The organism is Actinoplanes sp. ATCC 53533 (assembly GCF_003947245.1).
The window spans coordinates 51,980-75,340 of the sequence record NZ_QHHV01000023.1; the positions used below are offsets into that span (position 1 = coordinate 51,980).

General features: G+C 71.4%; 27 protein-coding genes. 13 read left to right on the forward strand and 14 right to left on the reverse strand.

The features are described 5' to 3' along the window. Positions 1–2: 2 nt before the first annotated feature. Both DMB66_RS09275 and DMB66_RS09280 read right to left on the reverse strand, forming a co-directional pair. Entirely contained in the window at positions 3–1,049 is a 1,047-nt protein-coding gene (locus DMB66_RS09275; RefSeq protein ID WP_125803620.1) for a 2-oxoacid:ferredoxin oxidoreductase subunit beta, read from the reverse strand. Then, a complete protein-coding gene (locus DMB66_RS09280; protein WP_125803621.1) occupies positions 1,042–2,895 on the reverse strand; it encodes a 2-oxoacid:acceptor oxidoreductase subunit alpha in 1,854 nt (617 codons plus the stop codon). Before DMB66_RS09280 ends, DMB66_RS09275 begins: the two co-directional genes overlap by 8 nt. Before the next feature lie 199 nt (positions 2,896–3,094). Between DMB66_RS09280 and ndhC the strand changes: the two genes are divergently transcribed. From ndhC to DMB66_RS09305, 5 genes are all read left to right on the forward strand, one after another. Beyond that, positions 3,095–3,472: an NADH-quinone oxidoreductase subunit A gene (gene ndhC / locus DMB66_RS09285; protein WP_125803622.1), complete on the forward strand. Its 378-nt coding sequence runs from the start codon at positions 3,095–3,097 to the stop codon at positions 3,470–3,472. An 84-nt stretch (positions 3,473–3,556) separates the two neighbouring features. Continuing rightward, positions 3,557–4,135: a DivIVA domain-containing protein gene (locus tag DMB66_RS09290; protein WP_125803623.1), complete on the forward strand. Its 579-nt coding sequence runs from the start codon at positions 3,557–3,559 to the stop codon at positions 4,133–4,135. Beyond that, positions 4,132–4,629, forward strand: a complete 498-nt coding sequence (locus DMB66_RS09295; RefSeq protein WP_125803624.1) for an SRPBCC family protein — start codon at positions 4,132–4,134, stop codon at positions 4,627–4,629. The genes DMB66_RS09290 and DMB66_RS09295 overlap by 4 nt, the downstream gene beginning before the upstream one ends. Positions 4,630–4,663: 34 nt before the next feature. Further along, positions 4,664–5,254: a DNA-3-methyladenine glycosylase I gene (locus tag DMB66_RS09300; RefSeq protein ID WP_125803625.1), complete on the forward strand. Its 591-nt coding sequence runs from the start codon at positions 4,664–4,666 to the stop codon at positions 5,252–5,254. Positions 5,255–5,634: 380 nt separating this feature from the next. After that, positions 5,635–6,189, forward strand: a complete 555-nt coding sequence (locus DMB66_RS09305; protein ID WP_125803649.1) for a hypothetical protein — start codon at positions 5,635–5,637, stop codon at positions 6,187–6,189. Positions 6,190–6,313: 124 nt separating this feature from the next. Here the strand turns inward: DMB66_RS09305 and DMB66_RS09310 are convergent, their stop codons facing one another. The 3 genes from DMB66_RS09310 to DMB66_RS09320 form a co-directional block, all read right to left on the reverse strand. After that, the gene (locus DMB66_RS09310; protein ID WP_125803626.1) at positions 6,314–7,111 is read right to left on the reverse strand and encodes a trypsin-like serine protease; all 798 of its coding nucleotides are present in this window, start codon (positions 7,109–7,111) and stop codon (positions 6,314–6,316) included. Positions 7,112–7,239: 128 nt separating this feature from the next. Further along, positions 7,240–8,025, reverse strand: coding sequence for an enoyl-CoA hydratase-related protein (locus DMB66_RS09315; RefSeq protein ID WP_125803627.1), 786 nt, complete (start codon positions 8,023–8,025; stop codon positions 7,240–7,242). Continuing rightward, positions 8,022–8,834 carry a PaaX family transcriptional regulator C-terminal domain-containing protein gene (locus tag DMB66_RS09320; protein WP_125803628.1) on the reverse strand — a complete coding sequence of 271 codons (813 nt, stop codon included), beginning with the start codon at positions 8,832–8,834 and terminating at the stop codon, positions 8,022–8,024. Before DMB66_RS09320 ends, DMB66_RS09315 begins: the two co-directional genes overlap by 4 nt. Positions 8,835–9,126: 292 nt before the next feature. Here DMB66_RS09320 and DMB66_RS09325 point away from each other — a divergent pair, with 292 nt between their 5' ends. Continuing rightward, positions 9,127–9,294, forward strand: coding sequence for a DUF3117 domain-containing protein (locus tag DMB66_RS09325; RefSeq protein ID WP_015625691.1), 168 nt, complete (start codon positions 9,127–9,129; stop codon positions 9,292–9,294). A 124-nt stretch (positions 9,295–9,418) separates the two neighbouring features. Then, positions 9,419–10,807, forward strand: coding sequence for a M17 family metallopeptidase (locus DMB66_RS09330; RefSeq protein ID WP_370318349.1), 1,389 nt, complete (start codon positions 9,419–9,421; stop codon positions 10,805–10,807). On the opposite strand, the gene DMB66_RS09335 is transcribed toward DMB66_RS09330, so the two are convergent. Then, entirely contained in the window at positions 10,797–11,405 is a 609-nt protein-coding gene (locus DMB66_RS09335) for an O-methyltransferase (protein ID WP_125803630.1), read from the reverse strand. The genes DMB66_RS09330 and DMB66_RS09335 overlap by 11 nt on opposite strands. A 261-nt stretch (positions 11,406–11,666) precedes the next feature. On the opposite strand from DMB66_RS09335, the gene DMB66_RS09340 reads away from it, so the two are divergent. Next, entirely contained in the window at positions 11,667–12,932 is a 1,266-nt protein-coding gene (locus DMB66_RS09340) for a S1C family serine protease (protein WP_125803631.1), read from the forward strand. A gap of 79 nt (positions 12,933–13,011) precedes the next feature. After that, a complete protein-coding gene (locus DMB66_RS09345) occupies positions 13,012–13,452 on the forward strand; it encodes a preprotein translocase subunit TatB (protein ID WP_125803632.1) in 441 nt (146 codons plus the stop codon). A 3-nt stretch (positions 13,453–13,455) separates the two neighbouring features. Here the strand turns inward: DMB66_RS09345 and DMB66_RS09350 are convergent, their stop codons facing one another. From DMB66_RS09350 to DMB66_RS09360, 3 genes are read right to left on the reverse strand one after another with little or no spacing between them, the layout of a single operon-like run. Continuing rightward, positions 13,456–14,622 carry an Mrp/NBP35 family ATP-binding protein gene (locus DMB66_RS09350; protein WP_125803633.1) on the reverse strand — a complete coding sequence of 389 codons (1,167 nt, stop codon included), beginning with the start codon at positions 14,620–14,622 and terminating at the stop codon, positions 13,456–13,458. Between the two features lie 21 nt (positions 14,623–14,643). Beyond that, on the reverse strand, positions 14,644–15,168 hold the full coding sequence (locus tag DMB66_RS09355; protein WP_125803634.1) for a DUF1003 domain-containing protein: 525 nt from the start codon (positions 15,166–15,168) through the stop codon (positions 14,644–14,646). Further along, positions 15,165–16,481, reverse strand: a complete 1,317-nt coding sequence (locus DMB66_RS09360) for a magnesium transporter MgtE N-terminal domain-containing protein (RefSeq protein ID WP_370318350.1) — start codon at positions 16,479–16,481, stop codon at positions 15,165–15,167. Before DMB66_RS09360 ends, DMB66_RS09355 begins: the two co-directional genes overlap by 4 nt. A gap of 33 nt (positions 16,482–16,514) precedes the next feature. Here DMB66_RS09360 and DMB66_RS09365 point away from each other — a divergent pair, with 33 nt between their 5' ends. Next, positions 16,515–17,387, forward strand: coding sequence for a PhzF family phenazine biosynthesis protein (locus tag DMB66_RS09365; protein ID WP_125803636.1), 873 nt, complete (start codon positions 16,515–16,517; stop codon positions 17,385–17,387). 169 nt (positions 17,388–17,556) lie between these two features. Here the strand turns inward: DMB66_RS09365 and DMB66_RS09370 are convergent, their stop codons facing one another. Together DMB66_RS09370 and DMB66_RS09375 are read right to left on the reverse strand one after the other, a co-directional pair. Next, positions 17,557–18,054: a hypothetical protein gene (locus DMB66_RS09370; protein WP_199752165.1), complete on the reverse strand. Its 498-nt coding sequence runs from the start codon at positions 18,052–18,054 to the stop codon at positions 17,557–17,559. A gap of 55 nt (positions 18,055–18,109) precedes the next feature. Continuing rightward, positions 18,110–18,808: an HAD family hydrolase gene (locus DMB66_RS09375; RefSeq protein ID WP_125803637.1), complete on the reverse strand. Its 699-nt coding sequence runs from the start codon at positions 18,806–18,808 to the stop codon at positions 18,110–18,112. Between the two features lie 126 nt (positions 18,809–18,934). Here DMB66_RS09375 and DMB66_RS09380 point away from each other — a divergent pair, with 126 nt between their 5' ends. Beyond that, positions 18,935–19,876 (forward strand): DMT family transporter, encoded by a 942-nt coding sequence (locus DMB66_RS09380; RefSeq protein ID WP_233624412.1) that lies wholly within the window; start codon positions 18,935–18,937, stop codon positions 19,874–19,876. Positions 19,877–19,960: 84 nt separating this feature from the next. After that, positions 19,961–20,572, forward strand: a complete 612-nt coding sequence (locus DMB66_RS09385; protein WP_125803638.1) for a hypothetical protein — start codon at positions 19,961–19,963, stop codon at positions 20,570–20,572. Positions 20,573–20,575: 3 nt separating this feature from the next. On the opposite strand, the gene DMB66_RS09390 is transcribed toward DMB66_RS09385, so the two are convergent. Beyond that, positions 20,576–21,049 carry a DUF4190 domain-containing protein gene (locus DMB66_RS09390; protein WP_158647182.1) on the reverse strand — a complete coding sequence of 158 codons (474 nt, stop codon included), beginning with the start codon at positions 21,047–21,049 and terminating at the stop codon, positions 20,576–20,578. A gap of 121 nt (positions 21,050–21,170) precedes the next feature. Here DMB66_RS09390 and DMB66_RS09395 point away from each other — a divergent pair, with 121 nt between their 5' ends. Further along, a complete protein-coding gene (locus tag DMB66_RS09395; protein WP_125803640.1) occupies positions 21,171–22,118 on the forward strand; it encodes an SDR family NAD(P)-dependent oxidoreductase in 948 nt (315 codons plus the stop codon). A 55-nt stretch (positions 22,119–22,173) separates the two neighbouring features. On the opposite strand, the gene DMB66_RS09400 is transcribed toward DMB66_RS09395, so the two are convergent. Together DMB66_RS09400 and DMB66_RS09405 are read right to left on the reverse strand one after the other, a co-directional pair. Then, positions 22,174–22,680: a DUF4190 domain-containing protein gene (locus DMB66_RS09400; protein ID WP_125803641.1), complete on the reverse strand. Its 507-nt coding sequence runs from the start codon at positions 22,678–22,680 to the stop codon at positions 22,174–22,176. Positions 22,681–22,770: 90 nt separating this feature from the next. Beyond that, complete coding sequence (locus tag DMB66_RS09405) at positions 22,771–23,178, reverse strand: CoA-binding protein (protein ID WP_125803642.1); 408 nt, start codon at positions 23,176–23,178, stop codon at positions 22,771–22,773. Positions 23,179–23,361 lie beyond the last annotated feature (183 nt).

Consider the following 23,361-nt stretch of genomic DNA (forward strand, 5'->3'; position numbering starts at 1 on the left):
ATCTAGAGGATCGTCCAGGTGTCGCCGGTGTTGAGCAGTTCGCCCAGCATCTCGTTCGGGGTGCCGGTGACCTGGGATTTCGCGTCTTCCAGCTGCTTCTGGAGCAGCTCGTCGTAGGACGGGCGCTGGACGTTGCGGAACACGCCGATCGGCGTCGTGCCCAGATCCGAGCCCGACAGCCGGCTCAGGGCGAAGGCGTACGCCGGGTCGTCCACGGTCGCGTCGTGCACGACCGGGGTCTCGCCGCCGAGTTCGGCGCTGTCCCGGACCGACAGGCCGAAGGCGCCGGCCGGGTGGACGACCGAATACTGGGCCTGTGCGCCGAAGGTGATCGGCTCGCCCTGCTCCAGCCGGATCAGGTGGTCGTCGCGGGTGTTCGGGTCCTTGAGCACCTCGAACGCGCCGTCGTTGAAGATGTTGCAGTTCTGGTAGATCTCCACGAACGCCGAACCCTCGTGCTGGGCCGCCGCCCGCAGCACCGACTGCAGGTGCTTGCGGTCCGAGTCGATCGTGCGGGCCACGAAGGTCGCCTCTGCGCCCAGGGCCAGCGACAGCGGGTTGAACGGCGAGTCCGCCGAGCCGGCCGGGGTCGACTTGGTGATCTTGCCGAGCTCGGAGGTCGGCGAATACTGGCCCTTGGTCAGGCCGTAGATCCGGTTGTTGAACAGCAGGATCTTCAGGTTGACGTTGCGGCGCAGCGCGTGGATCAGGTGGTTGCCGCCGATCGACAGCGCGTCGCCGTCGCCGGTGACAACCCAGACCGACAGGTCCGGGCGGGACGCGGACAGGCCGGTCGCGATCGCCGGCGCGCGGCCGTGGATCGAGTGCATCCCGTACGTGTTCATGTAGTACGGGAAGCGCGACGAGCAGCCGATGCCCGAGACGAAGACAGTGTTCTCCCGGGCGATGCCCAGCTCCGGCATGAACTGCTGGACCGCCGCCAGGATCGCGTAGTCACCGCAGCCGGGGCACCAGCGGACCTCCTGGTCCGACTTGAAGTCCTTGGTGGTGAGCTTCACGGGCGTCAACGGGATGGAGGTGCTAACCATTCTTGACCACGTCCTCGAGCATGTTCTCCAGCGTCGCGGCCGTGAAGGGCAGGCCGCTGACCTGGTTGAAGGGAACCGCGTCGATCAGGTACCTGGCCCGGATGACGTGGGCGAGCTGGCCCAGGTTCATCTCCGGGATGACCACCTTGTCGTACGACTTCAGCACCTCGCCGAGATTCGCCGGCAGCGGCGAGAGATGCCGCAGGTGCGCCTGGGCGATCGGCAGCCCGCGCTGGCGCAGCGCCCGGCAGGCGGCACCGATCGGGCCGTAGGTGGAGCCCCAGCCGAGCACCAGCACGCGCGCGTTCTCGTCGGGGTCCTCGATCTCGACGTCCGGGACCGGGATCGACTCGATGCGCTCCGCGCGGGTGCGCACCATGAACTCGTGGTTGGCCGGGTCGTAGGAGATGTCACCGGTCTTGTCGGCCTTTTCCAGGCCGCCGATCCGGTGCTCCAGGCCCGGCGTGCCGGGGATCGCCCACGGCCGGGCCATGGTCTCCGGATCCCGCAGGTACGGCAGGAAGCGCCCGTCCTCGCCGTTCGGCTCGGTCGTGTATTCCACCGAGATGTCCGGCAGGTCGTTGACGTCGGGCAGCAGCCAGGGCTCGGAGCCGTTCGCCACGTAGTTGTCCGAGAGCAGGATCACCGGCGTGCGGTATTTCAGGGCGATCCGGGCCGCCTCGATCGCCGCGTGGAAGCAGTCCGACGGCGACCTCGGGGCGATCACCGCGAGCGGCGCCTCGCCGTGCCGGCCGTACAGAGCCATGTTGAGGTCGGCCTGCTCGGTCTTGGTGGGCATGCCCGTCGACGGGCCGGCCCGCTGCACGTCGACGATGACCAGCGGCAGCTCCAGCGCGATGGCCAGGGAGATCGTCTCGCCCTTGAGCGCCACGCCGGGACCCGAGGTCGTGGTGACGCCGAGGGCGCCACCGTACGAGGCGCCCAGGGCCGCGCCGATCGCGGCGATCTCGTCCTCGGCCTGCATCGTGGTGATGCCGAACCGCTTGTGCTTGGACAGCTCGTGCAGGATGTCCGACGCCGGGGTGATCGGGTATGCGCCCAGGAAGACCGGCAGCTTCGCCCGCACTCCCGCCGCCACCAGGCCGAGCGCGAGCGCCGCGTTGCCGGTGATGTTGCGGTATGTGCCCGGCAGCATCTTGGCCGGCTTCACCTCGTATCGCACCGAGAAGTCCTCGGTCGTCTCGCCGAAGTTCCAGCCGGCCTGGAAGGCGGCTTTGTTCGCCGCGACCAGGTCGGGGCGCTTGGCGAACTTGCGCTCCAGGAACCGGATGGTCGAGCCGAACGGGCGGGAATACATCCAGCTCAGCAGGCCCAGGGCGAACATGTTCTTGGCGCGCTCGGCGTCCTTCTTCGCCACCCCGAGCTCGGCCAGCGCCCCGATGGTCATCGAGGTCAGCGCCACCGGATGCAGGGCGAAGCCGTCGAGTGAGCCGTCTTCGAGGGGATTCGCCGCGTAGCCGACCTTGGCCAGGTTGCGCTTGGTGAACTCGTCGGTGTTCACGATGATGTCCGCGCCGGGCGGCAGGTCGGCCACGTTCGCCTTCAGCGCCGCCGGGTTCATCGCCACCAGCACGTTCGGCGAGTCGCCGGGCGTGAGGATGTCGTAGTCGGCGAAGTGCACCTGGAAGCTTGAGACACCCGGCAGGGTGCCCGCGGGGGCGCGGATCTCCGCGGGAAAGTTGGGCAGCGTCGAGATGTCGTTGCCCAGCTGCGCGGTCTCCGAGGTGAATCGGTCGCCGGTGAGCTGCATACCGTCACCGGAGTCGCCGGCGAACCGGATCACAACGCGATCGAGCTGCTCGACACGCTTCGCGGGAGCGGCCACGTTCCAACCTCCTGAGGGAGCCGGCCGGCGGGTACGCACGTCGATGAGCCGGCCCGCAATAGTCACTTCCACCCTACGTCGGCGCTCCTTACCGTCGCGGGGACGGGGGCGTGTCCGACTTCAGACCGTTGACCACAGTAGCCAGGTAAGGCTTGCCTGAGCCAACCGAGTCCACCCTTCGGTTCGCTAGGCTGCGGTCGTGGAGGGCTATCTGGGTTCGTACGCCACGCTGGGGCTCGTGCTCGCCGCCGGCGTGCTCGTCTTCGTCGGCGCGTTCGGCGCGAACAAGCTGCTCAGGCCGGCTCATCCGGCCGAGCCGGCGGGCAAGCGGACGACGTACGAGAGCGGCGTCGACCCGGTCGGCGGCGACTGGGCGCAGGCGCAGATACGTTACTACGTCTATGCGTACCTCTATGTGCTCTTCGCCGTTGAGGCGGTCTTTCTCTTCCCGTGGGCGGTGATCTTCGACCGCCCGGGATTCGGCCTGTTGACGGCGGCCGAGATGGGCGTTTTCGTGGCGGTTCTCGCGCTGGGCATCCTGTACGCCTGGCGCAAGAAGATCCTCACCTGGACCTGACGCCCCTCGATCGGAGCCGGGCGATTCGTCCCGGGCGGGGTGGCGGGCTCGCACACCCGCAGCGGTCGTGCCACGATCGTGCCCATGGGCCAGCTTCTCCTCTTTGTCGTAGTGGCGCTCGTGGTCGCGGCGATCGTCTTCGGTGTGACCGTCATGGTGAGCGGCGGCGACTCCGGCCTGACGCCGGTCGAGCCGGACGGCAAGTCCCTGCCGCTGCCCAGCGACCGTCCGCTCGGCGAGGAGGACGTGTTCCGGACCCGGTTCGACATCGCGTTCCGCGGCTACCGGATGTCGCAGGTCGATCAGGCGCTGCAGCGGGCCGCCTATGACATCGGTTACAAGGGCGAGCTGATCGGCGTGCTGGAGGCAGAGGTCACGGCGCTGCGCGAGGGCCGCACGGCCGACGCGGACGTGCTGCGCCGGGCCCGGGAGGCCGCGATCGCCCCGCCGCCCGCCGAGCCGGTCGTGATGCCCGTCGTGATCCCGTCCGACGACAAAGTCCCCGGCCAGCCCGCTCTCAGCCAGCCCGCAGCGGGTCAGTCCGGGTCCACCCAGCCCGATTCAGCCCAGCCCGCTTCAGGGCAGTCCGCCGCGGGAAAGGCGGGCACCGAGCAGGCGTCCGCCCGGCCGGCCGGCGAAGAGGAACCGGCGGAGAGCAGGTGAGCGCGCCCGGGCCGGTCGACGGTCTCGGCGATGCCGCCAGCCCCGGCACCGGTGAGGTCACCGCGACCGTCATCGTCAACGCGCCCGCGGCGCGGGTCTTCGCCGCGTTCGTCAACTGGGAGCGGCAGTCCGACTGGATCCCCTTCACCAAGGTGCGGGTGGTCGAGGGCGACGGCGGCGAGGGCAGCCTGATCGAGGCGATCACCGGGGTCGGCCCGGCCGGGCTGCGCGACGAGATGCGGGTGGTACGGATCGACGCGCCGTACGAGGTCCGGGTCGTGCACTGCGGCAAGGTCCTGCGCGGCCCCGGCTCGATGCGCTGCACGGCGATGGCCGGCGACCGCACTCAGGTCGTCATGCACGAGTGGTTCCACCTGCCCTCGGGCGCCGTCGGCCGGCTGGCCTGGCCGGTGGTCTGGCCCGGCTCGAAGCTGAGCCTCTTGGGCGCGCTGAAGAGGTTCGGTCGCCTGGTCGAGCAGGGCCGCCTGTCCTGACTTTCTGTCAGAGGTGCCTCGTACGGTTGTCCCCATGACTGATGTGATCGCTGCGGGCCTGGTGGTCGGGGCGGATGATCTGGTCCGGTGCGGATGGGGCGGCAGCACGCCCGACTACCAGCCCTACCACGACCTCGAGTGGGGTCAGCCGGTCCACGGCGACGACGCCCTGTTCGAGCGGATGACGCTGGAGGCGTTCCAGTCCGGGCTCTCCTGGATCACCATCCTGCGTAAACGGCCGGCCTTCCGGGCGGCGTTCGCGGGGTTCTCGATCACGGCGGTGTCGGCCTTCTCCGAGGCGGACGCGACCAGGCTGATGGCCGACGCGGGCATCGTCCGCAACCGGATGAAGGTCGACGCGACCCTGCACAACGCCCGGGTGGCCGCCGACCTGCCGGGCGGTCTGACCGACCTGCTCTGGTCCTACGCGCCGCCGCCCCGAGCGCGCCCGGCGACCAGCGCGGAGGTCCCGGCGACCACGCCCGAGTCGATCGCGCTGGCCAAGGAGCTGAAGAAGCGCGGCTTCAAGTTCGTCGGGCCGACGACGGCCTACGCCCTGATGCAGGCGACCGGCATGGTCGACGACCACCTCGCCGGCTGCTTCGTCCCCCCGATCCGCCCCTGAGCGTCGGGCAGGGACCCGGCCGCGCTTGCCGCCCGGCTGGGCTTGGGGGTCCGGCCGCGCTGGGGCCCGGTTGGGCCTGGGGTCCGGCCGCCGCTGGGTCCGGTTGGGCTTGGGGTCCGGCTGCGCTTGCCGCCCGGCCGGGCTTGGGGGTCCGGCCGCGCCGGGGTCCGGCCGCGCTTTGCCGCCCGGCCCTCGCCGGGGTGATCAGACCGCGTCTGAGGGGTTCGCACGCCGACCCTTGGTGAGGGCGGCGCCGCGGCCCCGAGCGGGGCTCAGCGAGCCGCTGAAGCCTCCGCACGGCCGCCCTGCGGAGGCCGCCCCGGTCACGCCCGCGAGAGCCAGCGCCGGGCCCACCGGCGGCCCGTGATGAGATGGTGCGTATGGCGCAGTGGGCGGTGATCATTCCAGCGGATCGGTGGGCGACCGAACGGTTGTTCCATCACGACACCCTGACCGTGGCGGGCGTGGCAGGGGTGCAGCCGGCGGCCGGTGACGAGGTTCTGCTGGTCGCGGGCGAACAGGCGCCGCATGTGGTGGCGCTCGGCGTGGTCGACGGGGTGCCGGCCCGGCGGGGGGCGCACGGTGTGCCCGAGTTGTCCGTCACCTACATCCGGCGGTCCTTCGACGAGCCGGTGCCGGCCGACGAGCTCAAGCTGGTCGAGCCGGTCGCCGAGGTGGAGGAGGAGCTGTTCCGGCGGCTCGTGGCCCGGGTGGACGCCGGCCCGGACAAGCAGACCTGGCTGGTCAGCCTGGACCTGCCGATCGAGGCGGCGACCCCGGCGGAGGCCGTGCGGCAGTTCTGGTCGTACGCGCTGGAGCTGGGGCCGGCCGAGCTGCCGACCTTCGTCTCGCCCTCCGGCGACGAGCTGGCCATGCAGGCCTTCGTGCTGGGTGAGCAGGCCAACCAGGACCCGGAAGAGGACGAGGACGACTGATTCGGCCTTCGTCAGGTGCCTCCGCACGTACTCGTCGGGCATCACTTCCTCGCCGAAACAGCGAAACGGGCCCGGAGCATCAGCTCCGGGCCCGTTCGCGTGGTGATCGTGGTGATCGCGGTGATCAGCCGCCGAGGCTGGTCGCCGCCGAGGCGATCGTCGCGGCGAAGAAGCTCACCTGGGTGTAGACGCCGGGCTTGTTCGGCCGGGCGCAGCCGTCGCCCCAGCTGACGATGCCGACCTGGATCCAGGCGTTGGCCGAGTCGCGGCGGAACATCGGGCCGCCCGAGTCGCCCTGGCAGGTGTCCACGCCACCGGCGGCGTAGCCCGCGCAGATCTCGTTGCTGGCGATGATCTCGCCGGCGTACATCGCGCTGGAGTTGCAGGTGGCGTCGCTGACGAACGGCACGGTCGCCTTGCGCATGTAGCGCTGCTGGCCGCCGCCCTCGGTCGCCGCGCCCCAGCCGGCGACCGTGAAGGTGCCGGTGTCGTACGCCGTGGTCTTGGCGATCGGCAGGGTCGCGAAGCCGGTCACCGGGCTGGCCAGGCGGATCAGCGCCCAGTCCTTGCCGGCGCCGTTGTAGCCGGGTGCCCGGTAGACGTAGTTGGACTTGCGGGTGACCTTGCTCGTCGAGTTGAGGTCGACGACGCCGATCGTCGCGGTGATCGACGTGTTCGTGCCGGTCGCGCTCACGCAGTGGGCGGCCGTCAGCACCAGGGTCGGGCTGTAGAGCGCGCCGCCGCAGCCCATCGACAGCCGGACCATGAACGGGAACTCACCCTGCGTGGCCAGTGTGCCGCCGACGACCTTGTCCGGTCCCGGCGGTGCCGCCGCCACGGGCGACGACTGCATCAGGGTGCCCATCGCGGCCACCGTCAGAGCGGCTGCCGCCCCGCCCAGGATCCTGCGCCACCTTGCCATCCAGACCTCCCCAGCCGAAGGTGCGCCGTGCGGCGCACCGTTCTCGATGCGGGAAAGTCAAACATTCACCTGCATTGATGCGGGTATCCCGAAATACTCATACTGTCGGCAGTGACTCGCAGGAAGATTCACCGTCCCTGGTAGATCGGCTTCTCCTTGGCCACGAAGGCGGTCACCGCGGCCCGGTGGTCGGCGGTGGCTCCGCAGATCGCCTGGGCCTGTGCCTCGGCGGCCAGCGCGTCGGACAGCGAGCCGGCCGTGCCGATGGAGAGCTCCCGCTTGATGGCCGCGTAGGCCACCGTCGGGCCGGCGGCGAGCCGGGCGGCGAGCTCCTGCGCGGCCGGCAGCACCTGCTCGTCGTCGGGGAGCAGCTGGGTCAGCAGGCCGTAGTCGAAGCTCTCCTGGGCGCGTACCGGCTGGGCCAGCAGCAGCAGCTCCAGCGCGCGAGCCCGGCCGACGATGTGCGGCAGCGACCAGGACACGCCGGTGTCGCCGGCCAGGCCGACATTGGCGAACGCCATCAGGAACGTGGTGCGCGGGCCGCCGATCCGGAAGTCGGCGAGCAGCGCCAGCGACGCGCCAGCGCCGGCCGCCGTGCCCCGTACGGCCGCGACCACGGGCTTGGGCAGGCTGGCCAGTCGCTGCGCGATCGGGTTGTAGTGCTGCCGCACGGTGTCCAGCTCGGTGGCGCCCTTGTCCAGGTCGCGGGCGTGCTCGCGGAGGTCCTGGCCCACGCAGAAGGCCTTGCCCGCCCCGGCCAGCACGACCGCCCGCACGGACCGGTCGCCCTCGATGGACGCCAAGGTATCCCGCAGGGCCTCTTTGAGGTCGACGTCGAGAGCGTTCATCGCGTCGGGCCGGTTCATGGTCAGGGTGACGACAGCGTCGGTGCGGTCGACGAGCAGCGAGGTCATGTATCTGAGAATCCCACACGCCCGCTGCGCGATGCCGAGGCCAGGCATCTCTCGACGAAGCGGTCGGCGGCCGGGCGCAACCGGGCGGCGTGCCGGTCGAAGAACGTCGCCGCGCTGGTGCCGGGCCAGCGTGCGGGCAGCAGGGCGGTCGGCAGCTGCGGATCGCGGAACAGGAACGAGCGCCAGGCGTGCACGAGCTGGAAGCGGGCGGCGTAGGCCTCCTCGTCGGAGCTGCGGGCGTTGACCGCCGTGACGATCGGGCGCTGCGTGGCGACGAAGTCCTCGTACGCCTTGCCGATCTCGGATAGGTCCCAGGCGCGCCCGACCACCTCGGCCGCACCGGGCGAACCGGCGGCGTGGCTGGCGCTGAACCGTTCGTACCCGACCCCCGACTCGGCCAGGACGGCGTCGACATCGTCCGCCGCGCGCGGCGCGACCCAGGCGAATTCCCCCAACATTCCGTAGCCCAGAAAAGTCAGTCGTTTTGCCTCCCGGCGGGGCACCGGGGCGTGCGTGAGGACCAGATCGAAGCGCCCGTCCCAGCCGTTGCGCCCGGTCCGGTAGATCCGGGCCGCGGCCTCGTCGAGCCGGCGCGCGGCTTTCGGGGTGAGCAGATATCCCGGGCCGGAAACCAGTCGCATAGGGTGCAGCCAGCCCTGACGCACCATTCGGGAGACCGCGGTGCGCACCGCGGGCGGCGCGATGCCGACCGGCGCGAGCAGTTTGACGAGGGCGGCGACCGGCGCGCGGCCGCCTCTCGGGCGCAGATAGTCGCCGTAGAGGTCGAAGAGTGCCGACCGCGCCTGCATGACCGCACAATTGTGACAGCCCGAAAGGCGATATGCTAGACGCTGTCACATCAGCCCGGGCTGGGTTTGGGTTCGCCGGTGTTCATCAGGGAAAATGTTTGATCGGCACGGTGGGCCACGTCGCGTGACGTTGGGCGAGGCTCGCAGCGCTGCGGTCTCGGGTCGGTCCAGCGGGGGCGACTCCGCCGGTCGAAACGAGGTACGGCGCACCGTGGGGCTGAGCACGGGGCGTTGACGAAGTGGCTGTGGGGTAACCCACCGCGACCCTGATGTAGGTCTGAGGGGAGACAAGATGGCGGCGATGAAGCCGCGGACGGGCGATGGTCCGCTGGAGGTCACCAAGGAAGGGCGCGGCATCGTCATGCGCGTCCCGCTGGAGGGTGGTGGCCGTCTCGTCGTTGAGATGACTCCGGACGAGGCCAACGCGCTTGGTGACGCGTTGAAGGCGATCGCCGGCTGACGTTTCACGTGGCCCGCCGGTACGGTACCTGCCGTACCGGCGGGCTTTCCACGTCTTGAGGAAAGGTCATCCTCCAGTGTTCGCGATCAGGCTGACGCCCGGGCTCGCCGACGATTCCACCCGCGTGCTCGCCGTCGGTGCCGACGGCCGGTCCCCAGGCGTCGGTGGTGCGCCGACCGACCTGGAAGCCGAGGTCGCCGCCCTGCTGAGCAGCGCGGATGATCCCGGACGGCCGGGTGCGGTGCAGGCGCTGCCGCGCCCGACGCGGCAACCCGCGAAGGTCCTGCTGGTCGGCGTCGGCGCCGGCGACGAGGCTGGCTGGCGTGCCGCCGGCGCGGCGGTGATCCGGATGGTACGACCGGACGAGCCGTTGCAGATCCAGCTCGGCGAGGACGTCCCCGCCGCGGCGCTGCGCGGTCTCGCCGAGGGCCTCTGGCTCGGCGGCTACCGCTTCCGGGACGCGCCGAAGGGCCCCCGGAGCATCGAGGTCACCGTCGCCGTCACCGCGGCCGAGACATACGAGCGAAGCCTTGAGCTGGCCCGGGTGACCGCCGCCGCGACCTGGCTGGCGCGCGACCTCGCCACCATGCCCCCGTCGGTGAAGAATCCGGCCTGGTTCGCCGCGCAGATCGTCGCCGAGGCCGCGACACGCCCGGGCCTGACCGCGACCGTGCGCGAGCCGGAGCAACTGGCCGCCGAGGGTTTCGGCGGCATTCTGGCGGTCGGCGCCGGCTCGGCGACCCCGCCCCGGCTGCTCGAGCTGAGCTGGCGGCCGGCGACCGCGTCCCGGCATGTGGTCCTGGTGGGCAAGGGAATCACCTTCGACACCGGCGGCATCTCGATCAAGAGCCGCGAGGGCATGAAACTCATGAAGAAGGACATGAGCGGTGCGGCCGCCGTCGTCGCGGCGACGCTGGGCGCCGCCGACCTGCGCCTTCCGGTACGCATCACCGCGCTCGCGCCGCTGGCGGAAAACGCGATCAGCGGCTCGGCGTACCGGCCGGGCGACGTCATCACCCAGTACGACGGCACCACCACCGAGACCACGAATTCCGACGCGGAGGGCCGCCTGGTCCTCGCCGACGCCCTGGCCTACGCCGTCGCCGAGTTGCGCCCGGACGTGGTGCTCGACCTGGCCACCCTGACCGGGGCCAACGCGGTCGCCCTCGGCAAGCGCACCGCCGCCCTGTACAGCCACAACGACGAGCTGGCCGGGTCACTGGCGGCGGCCGGGGCAGCCGCCGGCGAGCAGATGTGGCGCCTGCCGCTGCCCGACGAATACCGGGAGTATCTGGACAGCGACATCGCCGACCGGCACAGCTCACCGTCGCGGGGCGCCGGCTCGGTGGTGGCGGCGCTGTTCCTGAGCCAGTTCCTCGGCGACCTGCTGGACCGCTGGGCACACATCGACATGTCGGCGCCCAGCTGGATCGAGCAGGACGACGGTGACCTCACCAAGGGCCCCACCGGCTGGGGCACCCGGACCCTTATGCGCTGGCTGGCTACCGCTTGACGGCGGCCAGCAGGCCGGCGCCGGTCGGGATCAGGGCCGGGGTCCAGTCCTCCGACTCGCGGATGGCCTTGACCGTCTCGCGGATCGTGATGGTGTCCACGTCGCGGGCCGCCGGGTCGCTGATCCGGCCGCCGGCCAGCGCGCCGTTGACCACCAGCACGCCGCCCCGGCGCAGCAGCCGCAGCGCGGCCTCGGCGCAGGCGCCGAACTCGGTGGCGTCCGCGTCCACGAAGATCAGGTCGTAGACGCCGTCGGCGAGGCGGGGCAGCACGTCCAGCGCGCGACCGGTGATGATCCGGGTGCGGGACGCGGCGTAGCCCGCCTCCTGAAAGATCCGGCGGGCGATCCGCTGGTGCTCGTTCTCCACGTCGATCGTGGTCAGGACGCCGTCCGCGCGCATGCCGCGGAGCAGCCAGACGCCGCTGACGCCCGTGCCGGTGCCGATCTCGACGACCGCCTTGGCGCTGCCCGCCGCGGCGAGCAGGCTGAGCACGGATCCCGCGCCGGGGGTCACGGCCGCCAGCCCGACCTCGCGGGCGAGGCTGCGCGCGGTCTGCAGGACGATGTCCTCGGCGGCGTAGGCCTCGGCGAACTGCACCGACTGCGCGGTCGGTGCGCCGAACGATCGGGCTGCGGTGACGATGACGACCTCCGTCTGGAGAGGGGATGCGCAGTCCGGAACCGGTGCACATCGGGTATGAGCGTAGAGCGATGCTCACCCTTCGCGCACCGGGACTTCGGCGGCGGAAAGCGGCGGGACGGAGCCCGGGGTCCCACTGACCGGATGATCCCCGCCGATCCGTGTCATCCTGGAAGCCGGAGCCGGGCGCTCCGGTACGAACCCCTGGGAGGCACCGACGTGACCGACGGCTGGAACTGGCGCCAGCCTCAACCGCCGCCGTCCCCGACGCCTGGAGCGTCGGCAGGTTCGCCGTGGTGGTCCGATGCGATGACCGATCCGTGGCGAGATCCGTACGCACCGTCGGCGGTGGTCGTGCCCACCGCGGTGGTGAGCACCGGCCCGCAGCCCGAGCCGGTCGTCGATCCGGAAGCGCCGCGCCGCTCGATCACCCCTGTCCTGCTCATCTGCCTGGTCACGGCGCTGCTGGCCGGCGGCCTCGGCGGCACCCTGGGCTTCGTCTTCGCCACCCGCAGCGGGGTCGGCGGCGGCGCGCAGCTGGGCGGCAGTCCCCTGGCGGCCCCGTCGGCCGCCCAGCGGGCCCCCGATTCGCTGGCCGGGGTGGCCAAGCAGGTGCTGCCCAGCGTGGTCACCGTCCGGGTCACCGGCGCGATCGGTTCGGGCTTCGTGATCTCGCCCGACGGCTACGTGGTGACCAACGACCACGTCGTGGAGGGCGCGAACGACACCATGTCGGTGTCCTTCAGCGACGGATCCACGGCGGCGGCGACGGTGGTCGGCCGCGATCCCGAGTCGGACCTCGCAGTGATCAAAGTCGCAAAGAAAGATGTGACGGCGGTCGCACTCGGCGACTCGGATTCCATCGCCGTCGGCGATCCGGTCCTGGCGTTCGGCTCGCCGCTGGCTCTGGTCAACACCGTGACCTCCGGCATCGTCAGCGCCCTGGACCGCACCATCCAGGCCGGCGACCCGGGCGGCACGGTCCGCTACTACGCGGCCATCCAGACCGACGCCGCGGTCAACCAGGGCAACTCGGGCGGCCCGCTGGTCGACGCGGCCGGGCGGGTGGTCGGCGTCAACTCGGTGATCCGGTCCGTCGGCGGCAGCGACACCGAGGCGGGCAACATCGGCCTCGCCTTCGCCATCCCGATCAACCAGGCCATGCGGGTGGCCCGCGAGATCATCGACCACGGCAAGGCCCGCCGGACGGTGATCGGCGCCGAGGTCACCACCAGCGGTTCCACCGGCTCCACGGGCTCCACCGGGGCGCGGCTGCGGTCGGTCCAGCCGGCCGGCCCGGCGGCCACTGCCGGGCTGAAGGCCGGCGACGTGATCACCAAGATCAACGGCCACCTGCTGGAGGACGGCACCGACCTGATCGCGCTGGTCCGCAAGTACGCGCCAGAATCGGTCGTGGCGGTCGAATACCGCCGCGGAAAGAAGATCCAGACCACGTCCGTGACGCTGGCGGCCGACGCGAAGTGAATCGCCCTCATGGGCGGACAGCGCGGGCACAGAGTGCGTGCGTAGTCTTGCTCAGGTACGCGACGAGGGAGGTCCGCGCGTGTTCGAGAACCTCAACTGGTGGGAGATCGGCGCCCTGCTGATGCTCGCCCTGCTGATCTTCGGCGAGCGGCTGCCCAAGGTGATCGGCGACGGGCTGCGGATGCTGCGCGGCCTGCGCGCGATGGCCCAGAACGCCACCACCGACCTGAGCCGTGAGCTGGGCACCGACATCCAGCTGCAAGACCTGCACCCGAAGGCCTTCATCCGCAAGCATCTGCTGAGCGAGGATGACGAGCAGGCGATCCGCAAGCCGCTGCAGGGTCTCTTCGAGGACGTGAAGAGCGACCTCAACGGCGTGAAGTCGGATCTCAGCGAGGTCGCCTCGGCGGCGGACCTGAAGGCGCAGCGCGGCGACGCCAGCTCCGCCGCGAACGGCAACGGCGCCGCGGTGGAGAAGTCCACCCCGGCGCCGCGCAGCTTCGATCTCGACGCTACGTAGGCCCTACTTGCGGGCGTTCACCAGCAGCCCCAGCGGCTTGCCGACCAGTGACTCGCGCCGGATGGCCAACCGGTCAGCGACCGCGTCCAGCGCCTTGGCGGCGGGGGAGTCGGGCTCGGTCAGCACGATCGGCGTGCCGGCGTCGCCGGCCTCGCGCACCCGGGTGTCCAGCGGGATCTGACCCAGCAGCGGCACCGAGGCGCCCACCGTCTTGGTCAGCGAGTCGGCCACGATCTGGCCGCCGCCCGAGCCGAAGACCTCCATGCGCGAGCCGTCGGGCAGCTCGAGCCAGGACATGTTCTCCACCACGCCGATGAGGCGCTGGTGGGTCTGCAGGGCGATCGCGCCGGCCCGCTCGGCCACCTCGGCGGCGGCCATCTGCGGCGTGGTCACGACCAGGATCTCGGCGTTCGGCAGCAGCTGGGCCAGCGAGATGGCCACGTCACCGGTGCCCGGCGGCAGGTCGAGCAGCAGCACGTCCAGCTCGCCCCAGAAGACGTCCGCGAGGAACTGCTGCAGCGCGCGGTGCAGCATCGGGCCGCGCCAGACGACGGCGGCGTTGCCCGCGGTGAACATGCCGATCGAGATGACCTTCACGCCGTGCGACTGCGGCGGCATGATCATGTCTTCGACCCGGGTGGGCAGGCCGTCGACGCCGAGCATGCGGGGCACCGAGTGGCCGTAGATGTCGGCGTCGACCACGCCGACCGACAGGCCACGCTTGGCGAGGGCGGCTGCCAGGTTCACGGTGACGCTCGACTTGCCGACGCCGCCCTTGCCGCTGGCCACCGCGTACACCCGGGTTTTGGAGCCGGGCTGGGCGAAGGGGATGACCGGCTCGGCGGATTGAGCTCCGCCGCCGCGCAGCGTGGCCTGCAGGGCCTTGCGCTGCTCCTCGGTCATGACGCCGAAGTCGATCTCCACGGTGGTGATCCCGGGGATCGTCGTGACCGCGGCGGTGATGTCGGCGGTGAGTTTGTCGCGCAGCGGGCAGCCGGCGACGGTGAGCAGCAGCTCGACCTTCACGCCGGACCCGGCGACGGTGAAGCCCTTGACCATCCCGAGCTCGGTGATCGGACGGCGGATCTCGGGATCATCGACGGTGGCGAGGGCCGCCTGGATCGCGTCCTCGATGGTGGGGGCTGGCTGAGCAGGGGCGGAGCTGACCATGTCGGCGAGTTTACTGCGGCCTCAGGTCCGTTCCTCCTCCCACTCCTTACGTTCCAGCTTCTGGCGCCGATGGGCCGCCTCATCCAGTTCGTCGGCGAGCCGGGCCAGCTCCGAACGCACGAAGTCACGGGTCGCGACCTCGCCCACGGCGATCCGCAGCGAGGCGATCTCCCGGGCCAGATACTCGGTGTCGGCCTTCTGCATGGCCGCGCGGCGCCGGTCCTCTTCCATCGTCAGGCGGTCCCGGTCCGCCTGGCGGTTCTGCGCGAGCAGGATGAGCGGCGCGGCGTAGGACGCCTGCAAGGACAGGATCAAGGTCAGAAACGTGAACGTGTACGGGTCGAAGCGCATGTCCCGCGGCGCGAGGGTGTTCCAGGCGAACCAGGCGCCGATGACGATCGTCATGTAGACGATGAACTTGGCCGTGCCCATGTACCGGGCGATGCTCTCCGACCAGCGGCCGAAGGCTTCCGGGTCGAAGCGGGGCAGCCGTACCCGGCCCCGTTCGATCGGCTGGTCGAGCCGGTCGCGGCGCTGCTCGTTCATGAGGTGCCCGCCTCGGGCTCCTGCTGCGCCTGCCGCAGGAGCGCGTCGGCCTCTTCCTGAGCGTCCTGGGCGTCGCGATCACGCCAGTCCCGCGGCAGCGAATGGTCCAGCACGTCGTCCACGGTCACCGCCCCGACCAGTCGGTATGCGTTGTCGACCACCGGCATCGCCACCATGTCGTAGGTGGCCATCCGCCGGGTGATCTCGGTGAGATTCGTCTCCGCCCGTAGCGGGTCTATGTCGGTCTCGATGAGGCCGCCCAGAATCGACGAGGGCGGCTCGCGCAGCAGCCGCTGGAAGTGGACCATGCCGAGGTATTTGCCGCTCGGGGTGGCGGAGGGCGCCCGCGCCACGAAGACCTGGGCGGCGACGACGGGAGACAGCTCCGGCTCGCGGATCCGGGCCAGCGCCTCGGCCACCGTCGTGTCCGGAGTCAGGATCACCGGCTCGGAGGTCATCACCGAGCCCGCGGTGCCGGGGGTGTAGCTCATCAGCTGCCGGACCGGTGCCGCCTCTTCCGGCTCCATCAGGTCGAGCAGCACGGCCTGCTCCGCCTTCGGCAGCTCGGCGAGCAGGTCCGCGGCGTCGTCCGGGTCCATCCGTTCGAGGACGTCGGCGGCCCGTTCCCGGTCGAGCTGGATGAGGATCTCCACCTGGTCGTGCTCGGGCAGCTCCTCCAGCACGTCGGCCAGCGTCCGGTCGCTCAGCGCCGCGGCGACCTCGTTGCGCCGCGCGTCGGCGAGATCCTGCAGGGCGTTCGCCATGTCGGCGGGACGCATCTGTTCGAGCAGAGCCACCAGATTGGACGTGCCCTGGGTGTCGGTCGGCCCGACCAGGCCGCGGATCCGGTCGTAGTCCACCTGGTAGGTGTGCCCGCGCCGGGTCAGCCGCCCGGTGTGCTGGCGGACGGCGACCCGGGTGATCAGCCACTCGTTGTTGCGGTTGAGCTCCATGCCGAGGTCCACGACCGTGCCGGGCTCGCCGGGGCCCTGCCGGTCCTCGGGCTCGATCGTGACCCGCCGGTCCAGCACCTCCTCGAGCACCAGCAACTCGTTGGGCCGCTTCTCGAACCGGCGCAGGTTGAGCATGCCGGTGCTGAGCACGACGGCCTCGGCGTCCATCGAGGTGACCCGCCCGATCGGCAGGAAGATCCGCCGGCGCAGCGCCATCTCGGCGACGAGCCCGACGACCTGCGGCGGCCGGTTGGTGGTGCGCAGCCGGAGCACGGCGTCGCGCACCCGGCCGACCCGGTCGCCGTTGGGGTCGAAAACGGGCAGCGCCGCGAGCCGCGCCAGATAAACCCTGCTCCCCATGGTCACGGACCCAGCCTAAGTTAGCGTCGAGGTATGTCTACCGTGGCGTACGAGATCGTCGACGTGTTCACCGATCGCCCCTTCGCGGGAAACCCGCTGGCCGTGGTGTTCGGCGCGGACGAATTGGCGGGCGATCAGATGCGGACACTGGCCCGGGAGTTCAACCTTTCGGAGACCGTGTTCGTGCTGCCGTCGGCGGCCGGCGCGACGTACCGGACGCGGATCTTCACCCCGGAGACCGAACTGCCGTTCGCGGGCCACCCGAGTGTCGGCGCGGCGGTGACCGCGGTCCGCCGCGGCCGGGTGATGCCGGGGCAGATCATCCAGGAGTGCGGCGCGGGCCTGCTGCCGATCACGGTGACATCCGACACGGCGACGGTGACCGGCGGCAAGCCCACGCTGGGCGCGGCGCTGCCGGTCCCGGAGCTGCTGGAGCTGGTCGGCCTGGACGCGGACGACTTCGCGGGCGGCTCGGCCGGGCCGGCGGTGGCGGGCTGCGGGCTGGAGTTCGTGATCCTGCCGGTGCGCCGCGACGCGCTGGCCCGGGCCTGGGCCCACCCCGACCGGGCCCGGGCGCTGGGTGTGACGGGGATCAGCGTCTTCGCCTGGGCGGCGGCCGAGCGGACGGCGTACGTCCGGGTGTTCTGCCCGGGAGTCTCGGTGCCGGAGGATGCGGCGACGGGCTCGGCGGCGCTGGGCCTGGGCGTGTGGCTGGTGGCGCACGGTTGGCTGCCGGGGGAGGGCACCACGGCGTACACCGTGCACCAGGGCGTCGAGATGCACCGGCCGTCGCTCATCGAGTGCACCGTGACCGCGACGGCCGGCACGGCGACCCTCGCCACGGTCTCCGGCCACGTGGTCCCGGTCGCCCGGGGCGACATCGCGATCCCACCGTTCATCGGCTGACCGAACCCGCCGGCGGGGTTGGTTCCATGCAATCAGCTGGCAGGGTGAGGGTGGCCGTTCATGAGCCGCTAGGCGATTGGCCGCCCTCGCCCGGTGTCGGCGGGAGCGACGGTCAGCACCAGGCAACCAGGCACGACCGGAATTTGATCTTGATCTTGACGGTGGCGAATCAAGGCTTGCGTTTGCGGACGCGGTGCAGGCGGAAGGGGCGGCGGACCTTGGTGCGGGCCGGGGTTTCCCGGACCGGGGCCGCTTCGGAGCCGGTCGGCAGGTGCGGGGCGGAGACCGGCTCGTCCCCCGGGGTCAGCCGCAGCACCGCGCTGCCTGCCTCCGCCCAGCGTGCGACCAGTTCCTCCGCCGTTCCCGACGCGTTCAGGCGCTTGCCGGCCAGTTGCGGGGCGATCTCGTTCCACGCCTCGCTGCCCGGGGTCAGGCGCTCGACCCGGGCCTCGACGATCACGATCAGGCCGCCGTTGTCGCCGCGCAGGCGCACCTCGGCGTGTGCGGCCTCCGCCAGGCCCGGGGCCTGCTGTTCGCCGGGTCCGCAGACCACGACGAGCGCGCCCTCCAGCGGCATCACCCACAGGCAGAGGGACGGGCCGCCGGGGATGTTGATCCAGGCGATCCCGGCTTTTTTGATCGCCTCAGCCACGAGCTCGGTCGTCACCCGGCCATCCTCGCATGGTGTGATGGCTCGGGTTGTCGATGCATCCTGCATGCGGTCAGGCCAGTGCGGGCACCCGGTCGAGCAGATCGAGGATCGCGGTCAGGGACGGCACGCTGCGCCCGGCGAAGTCCTCGTCCGCGTCGAAGACCAGGTGGTCGGCCAGGTCGGGGGCGGCCAATCGGACGGCGGTCATGCCGACCGCGGTCGCGCCGGTCAGTTCGTGGCTGCCGCCGTCGCCGACGTAGAGGCAGTGCTCGGGGGCTACCCGCAGCCGGCGGCACGCTTCCAGGTAGATCAGCGGATCGGGTTTGCACCGGCCGACCTCGACGGAGAAGACGTTGACGTCGAGCAGCGCCGCGATCGGCATGCTCGGCAGGAACGCGGGCAGTTCGTGGGTGCAGTCGCTGATCAGCGCGGTTCGCAGGCCGCGCCGACGGATGGCCCGGAGAACGCTCTCCGCGTCGGCGCGCAGCCGGGTGTCGGCCTTCAGCGCGTCGACCCGCGCGGGCACCGCGGCCTGCAGCTGAGCCGTTCGCGGGCAGCCGCCGGCCTGCTCGGTGACCCAGCGCAGGGTGGCCTCGGCGGAGCCGAGATGACCACGGGCCCGGACCTGGAACGTACGATCCAGGACGCTCAGCACCGTGTCGGGATCGCAGCCCAGTGCCCGGGCGATGGCGGCATGCTGGGGCCCCCTGGTGATGGAACGGGTCAGCGTGCCGAAAAAGTCGAACACGACCGCTTCAAACGCGGGCATCTAAAACCACTCTCCAGAGGGATTGACCAAAGCGCATCGGCGGCGAGCGTAACGACTAGCTCACTTTCCGTTCAACCGAGGTCAACAAACTGTGATGTGCGCATCCGCAAGAAGCGACGGCGGGGGATGAATATGCGTTCAAACCGCGAACGGCCCCCGTGGCTGACCGCGGCGGCGCTGGCCGTGGCGGTCCTCGCGGTTTCGACCTCGGCGCCGCTGATCGCCTTCGCGGCTGCCCCGGCGCTGGCAGTGGCGTTCTGGCGCAACGGTCTGGCGTTCGCCGCGCTGACCCCGATCACGGCCGGTCCGCGCCGCCCCGAATTGCGGGCGCTGCGCGGCCGAAGCGGAGTGTTCGCGGTGCTCGCCGGCCTGGCGCTGGCGCTGCATTTCGCGACCTGGATGCCGAGCGTGCAACTCGGCTCGGTGGCGACCGCCACCGCGCTGGTCGCGACCCAGCCGGTCTGGCAGGGCCTGATCGCGGCGGCGCAGGGCCGCCGGCCGTCGACGGCCGGGTGGCTGGGCATCGGCCTGGCGGTCACGGGTGCGGCCTGGGCCACCGGGCTCGACATCGGGGTGTCGGCGCGGGCTGTCTTCGCGGACGTGCTCGCCCTGGTCGGTGCGATCGCGGCGGCGATCTACACGGCGCTCGGGGAACGGGCCCGGTCCCAGCTGAGCACCACGACGTACACCTGGGTCTGCTACGGCACGTGCGCGGCGATCCTGCTCGCGGTCTGCCTGGCGGCCGGGGTGGAGCTGCACGGCTACGACGGCCGGACCTGGGCGGCGATCCTGGCGCTGGTGGTCGGTGCGCAGTTGCTGGGGCACTCGATGTTCAACTACGCGCTGGAGCGGACCTCGGCCACGGCGGTGAGCGTGCTGGTCCTGCTGGAGGTGCCGGGAGCGGCCCTGCTGGCCTGGGCCTGGCTCGGCCAGACGCCGCGGCTGGTGGCGTTGCCGGGGCTCGGCCTGCTGGTGCTGGGCGTGGCCGTCGTGGTGCTGGGCGGCACCCGGGACCGCCGGCGGGCGACGGCGTCGCTGGCCGACGCGGCGGATCCCACGCCACGCTGAACTCCGCGCGGCCGCCGCCGGGCGGAGTTGCTCTCGTTGAACCTTGGCGAACTGCCGTCGTGCGCGGTAGAGAGGTGGGATGAGATGCGCCGCTGTCGACACCGGCTCCGCTGTCTGTTGCTCGGGGCGGTGCTCGTGACCAGCTCGTGCGGCGAGCCCGAGGTCACCGAGCCCGGCATCACCGGCGGCTGGACCACCGCCGGGTGCGAGTTCTCGCGCCGGCCCGAGACCGTGCGGGTGGGCGGGCGGATCATGCCGGCGACACCCGCGGCACTCGAGGCGGCGATGGGCCGCATCGACGCCGCCGGCCGGGCCGGCCACGCCGGCAGCTATGCCGGGATCGAGGTCGACCAGCAGCGGGTGCGCGCGATCGTCTACCGCGTGCCGTCGGCCGAGTTCGACGACTTCATCCGGCTCAGCGCGGAGAACACCTGCATCGTGGTCCGCGACGCCGCGCACAGCATGGCCGAGCTCGCCGGCTGGCACGACCGGATCGTCGCCGACCTCGGCGCCTGGCAGGCCGGCGGCCTCCGCATCGCCAGCGTCGTGGCCCGCCATGACGGAGCCGGCGTGGAGATCGGCACCGACGACGTGGCTCTCGCCCGCGGCGAGATGCCCATGCGGTACGGCAGCTCGGCGCCGCTGGTCTTCGTCGAGCAGGGGCCGGTGATCCCGCTTGCCAAACCCGGCGGTTGAGCCTTAGCCGCCCGTCGACTCCGAATTAATGATCATGAGGACCAGCGCCAGGGCGCCCAGCACGGCGACCCCGGTGATGACCCAGCCGACGATGATGCCGGCCAGCGCCAGCCCGGAGCCGCCCGCACCGCTGGCGCGGATCCGGCGGCGGGCGACGTGGCCGAGGATCGCTCCGACGATGCCCAGCAGCCCGCCGATGCTCCAGAGGCACAGACCGAGCACCCCGGCGCAGGAGATCACCAGCGACGCGATCGCCAGGCCCTCGGTCGGCCGGGGCGACGCGTACGGATAAGCCGGATAGCCCGGAGCCGGATAGGCCGGAGCCGACTGGGAGTAGGGGCTGCCGTAGTCGTAGCCGTACTGCTGTGGGGGCGGCTGGTATGCCTGCTGCTGTGGCGGCGGCTGGTATGCCTGGATGGGGGGATCCGGCGGCGGCGGATAGACGCCATCCGGCCCGGGCAGCGGTGGGTAGGTCATGACTGCCTCCGTCCCGCGGGGGTGTGCGCCCGCCAGGATAGGCGGCCCTGTCACGGCGGCCGTCGCACGCCACGGGGCCCCGATGTTTGCCCCCGCACGCGGGAGCGGGCAGGATCGCCGCATGGTCTTCGACTCCCGCATCGCCAGCGGCAGCCGCTCGAGGCGGGACGCCACCCGCCCCGCCGCCGGCCGCCGGCCCCGCTCCGCCGCATCCAGTTCCGAGCCTGAGCAGGAGCAGGGCCCCGATCTGGTCGCCGAGTCCGGCCTTGCCCAGGAGGAACCCGCGACCGAAGCCGAGGAGGGCCCCGTGACATTGCGCCTGGACGGAAAGGTCGCCCTGGTCACGGGCGCCGGCAGCCCGGACGGCATCGGTTATGCGACCGCGCGCCGACTGCGTGACCTCGGTGCCCGGGTGGCGATCGTCTCGACGACGCGCCGGATCCACGAGCGTGCGTCCGAGCTGGGCATCACCGGATTTGTCGCCGATCTGACAGATGAGGCCGAGGTCGGTGCGCTCGCCGACGCGGTCATCGACCAGCTCGGCGACGTCGAGGTGCTGGTCAACAACGCTGGCCTGGCCAGCCGCACCAGCCCCGAGGTGCTGCGGCCGGTCGCCCAGCTGACCTACGACGAGTGGCGTGCCGAGATCGACCGCAACCTGAGCACGGCGTTCCTGTGCAGCCGAGCGTTCGTCGGCGGCATGTCGGAGCAGGGCTGGGGCCGGATCGTCAACCTCGCGGCGACCGCGGGCCCGATCAACGCGCTGCCCACCGAGGCGGCCTACGCGGCGGCGAAGTCGGGCGTGGTCGGCCTGACCCGCGCCCTGGCCATGGAGCTGGTGGCCGACGGCATCAACGTCAACTGCGTGGCGCCGGGCACGATCTACACGGCGGCGTCCACCGTCACGGAGATCAAGCAGGGCCTCGGCACCCCGATCGGGCGCCCGGGCACCCCGGACGAGGTGGCGGCGGCGATCGCCTTCCTGTGCTCGCCCGCGGCTTCCTACATCACCGGGCAGATGCTCGTGGTCGACGGCGGCAACAGCGTCCGCGAGGCCGAGTTCCGCTGAGTCACCCCGGCGACGGACTGCCCGGTGGACGCTGATCCACCGGGCCCGCCGTCGGTCAGTACGTGGAGCCGCTGGAGCCGATCGCGAAGATCGCGATGACGATGTAGAAAGCGCAGATCAGGACGTAGATGCTGGTGAAGATGTAGCCCAGCCAGAGGCCGGCCGTGGCCAGGCCCTCGCCGGACTCGCCGGTCTGCCGCATCTGCTTCTTGGCGACATGCCCCATGACGATCGCGGCCGGCGGAAACACGAAGGCGAACACCAGGGCGAGGATGGCCATGGTGTTGGTCGGCGGCTGCGGCGTGTAGCCGGGCTGCGCGTACGGCTGACCGTAGCCGGGCTGCTGACCGTACGGCGGCGGCTGGCCGTAGGGCTGTCCGCTGGACGGGGCCCCGTACGGCGGCGGCTGGCCGTACGGCTGTCCGCTGGACGGAGCGCCGCTGGCCGGAGCCGCGTAGGGGTCCTGCGAATACGGCGATGTGGGGTCGTAGCCCGGCTGCTGGCCGTACGGCTGCTGGGGCTGGTATGGATCCGGCGTACCACCGGGCGGCGGGTAAGTCATTAGAGGTCCTCCTCGTTCACCCCGGCACGGTACTAGCCGAGGCGTAGCCGGGGGGACCCTGGCGAGCGTGTCCGGCCCGTCCGGTTGGGTTCAGCGCAGTTTGCTGAGCTGTCCGGCGGCCCGCTCGACCGCGAGGCAGCGGTCCTCGATGTAGTCGATACCGGCCGCGGTGGCGATCCGCCGGGCCTCGGCGGAGACGATGCCGCTCTGCAGCCAGACGGCGGGCGCCTTGATCACGACGGCCTGCCGGACGATCTCCAGCGCATCGGCGGCGGGCCGGAAGATGTCGACCAGATCGACGGCCTCGGGCAGGTCGGCGAGCGTGGGGACGGTCTTGATGCCGAAGACCTCGTCCACGAACGGGTTGACCGGGATGATCCGCCAGCCGAAGTGCAGCATCTGCAGTGGGACGGTGTGCGACGGCTTGCGCGGATCCCGGGAGGCTCCGACCACGGCGATGACCTCCGCCTCGGCCAGGATCTGCTGTGCGCTCCTCATCCATCGACTCTATCCACCTCCGGGGAGGTTGAGCTCGGCCTTGGCACGGGCACTTGGGCGGCCGGCGCGGGAGAGCCTTCTTGGCACGGGCTTGGCACGGGCATCTGGGCGACCGGCGCGGGAGAGCCTTCTTGGCACGGGCACTTGGGCGGCCGGCGCGGGAGAGTCTTACAGCAGGGTCAG

Excerpts from the sequence above, each read along its gene's own strand:
- DMB66_RS09305 (WP_125803649.1), top strand. The coding sequence starts at position 5,635 with ATGGCGCAGTGGGCGGTGATCATTCCAGCGGATCGGTGGGCGACCGAA.
- DMB66_RS09320 (WP_125803628.1), bottom strand. The coding sequence starts at position 8,834 with ATGCAGGCGCGGTCGGCACTCTTCGACCTCTACGGCGACTATCTGCGC.
- DMB66_RS09380 (WP_233624412.1), top strand. The coding sequence starts at position 18,935 with ATGAATATGCGTTCAAACCGCGAACGGCCCCCGTGGCTGACCGCGGCG.
- DMB66_RS09400 (WP_125803641.1), bottom strand. The coding sequence starts at position 22,680 with ATGACTTACCCGCCGCCCGGTGGTACGCCGGATCCATACCAGCCCCAG.
- DMB66_RS09375 (WP_125803637.1), bottom strand. The coding sequence starts at position 18,808 with ATGCCCGCGTTTGAAGCGGTCGTGTTCGACTTTTTCGGCACGCTGACC.
- DMB66_RS09395 (WP_125803640.1), top strand. The coding sequence starts at position 21,171 with ATGGTCTTCGACTCCCGCATCGCCAGCGGCAGCCGCTCGAGGCGGGAC.
- DMB66_RS09355 (WP_125803634.1), bottom strand. The coding sequence starts at position 15,168 with ATGAACGAGCAGCGCCGCGACCGGCTCGACCAGCCGATCGAACGGGGC.
- DMB66_RS09300 (WP_125803625.1), top strand. The coding sequence starts at position 4,664 with ATGACTGATGTGATCGCTGCGGGCCTGGTGGTCGGGGCGGATGATCTG.
- DMB66_RS09390 (WP_158647182.1), bottom strand. The coding sequence starts at position 21,049 with ATGACCTACCCACCGCTGCCCGGGCCGGATGGCGTCTATCCGCCGCCG.
- DMB66_RS09290 (WP_125803623.1), top strand. The coding sequence starts at position 3,557 with ATGGGCCAGCTTCTCCTCTTTGTCGTAGTGGCGCTCGTGGTCGCGGCG.
- DMB66_RS09275 (WP_125803620.1), bottom strand. The coding sequence starts at position 1,049 with ATGGTTAGCACCTCCATCCCGTTGACGCCCGTGAAGCTCACCACCAAG.
- DMB66_RS09325 (WP_015625691.1), top strand. The coding sequence starts at position 9,127 with ATGGCGGCGATGAAGCCGCGGACGGGCGATGGTCCGCTGGAGGTCACC.
- DMB66_RS09315 (WP_125803627.1), bottom strand. The coding sequence starts at position 8,025 with ATGACCTCGCTGCTCGTCGACCGCACCGACGCTGTCGTCACCCTGACC.
- DMB66_RS09350 (WP_125803633.1), bottom strand. The coding sequence starts at position 14,622 with ATGGTCAGCTCCGCCCCTGCTCAGCCAGCCCCCACCATCGAGGACGCG.
- DMB66_RS09310 (WP_125803626.1), bottom strand. The coding sequence starts at position 7,111 with ATGGCAAGGTGGCGCAGGATCCTGGGCGGGGCGGCAGCCGCTCTGACG.
- DMB66_RS09385 (WP_125803638.1), top strand. The coding sequence starts at position 19,961 with ATGCGCCGCTGTCGACACCGGCTCCGCTGTCTGTTGCTCGGGGCGGTG.
- DMB66_RS09405 (WP_125803642.1), bottom strand. The coding sequence starts at position 23,178 with ATGAGGAGCGCACAGCAGATCCTGGCCGAGGCGGAGGTCATCGCCGTG.
- DMB66_RS09360 (WP_370318350.1), bottom strand. The coding sequence starts at position 16,481 with ATGGGGAGCAGGGTTTATCTGGCGCGGCTCGCGGCGCTGCCCGTTTTC.
- DMB66_RS09365 (WP_125803636.1), top strand. The coding sequence starts at position 16,515 with ATGTCTACCGTGGCGTACGAGATCGTCGACGTGTTCACCGATCGCCCC.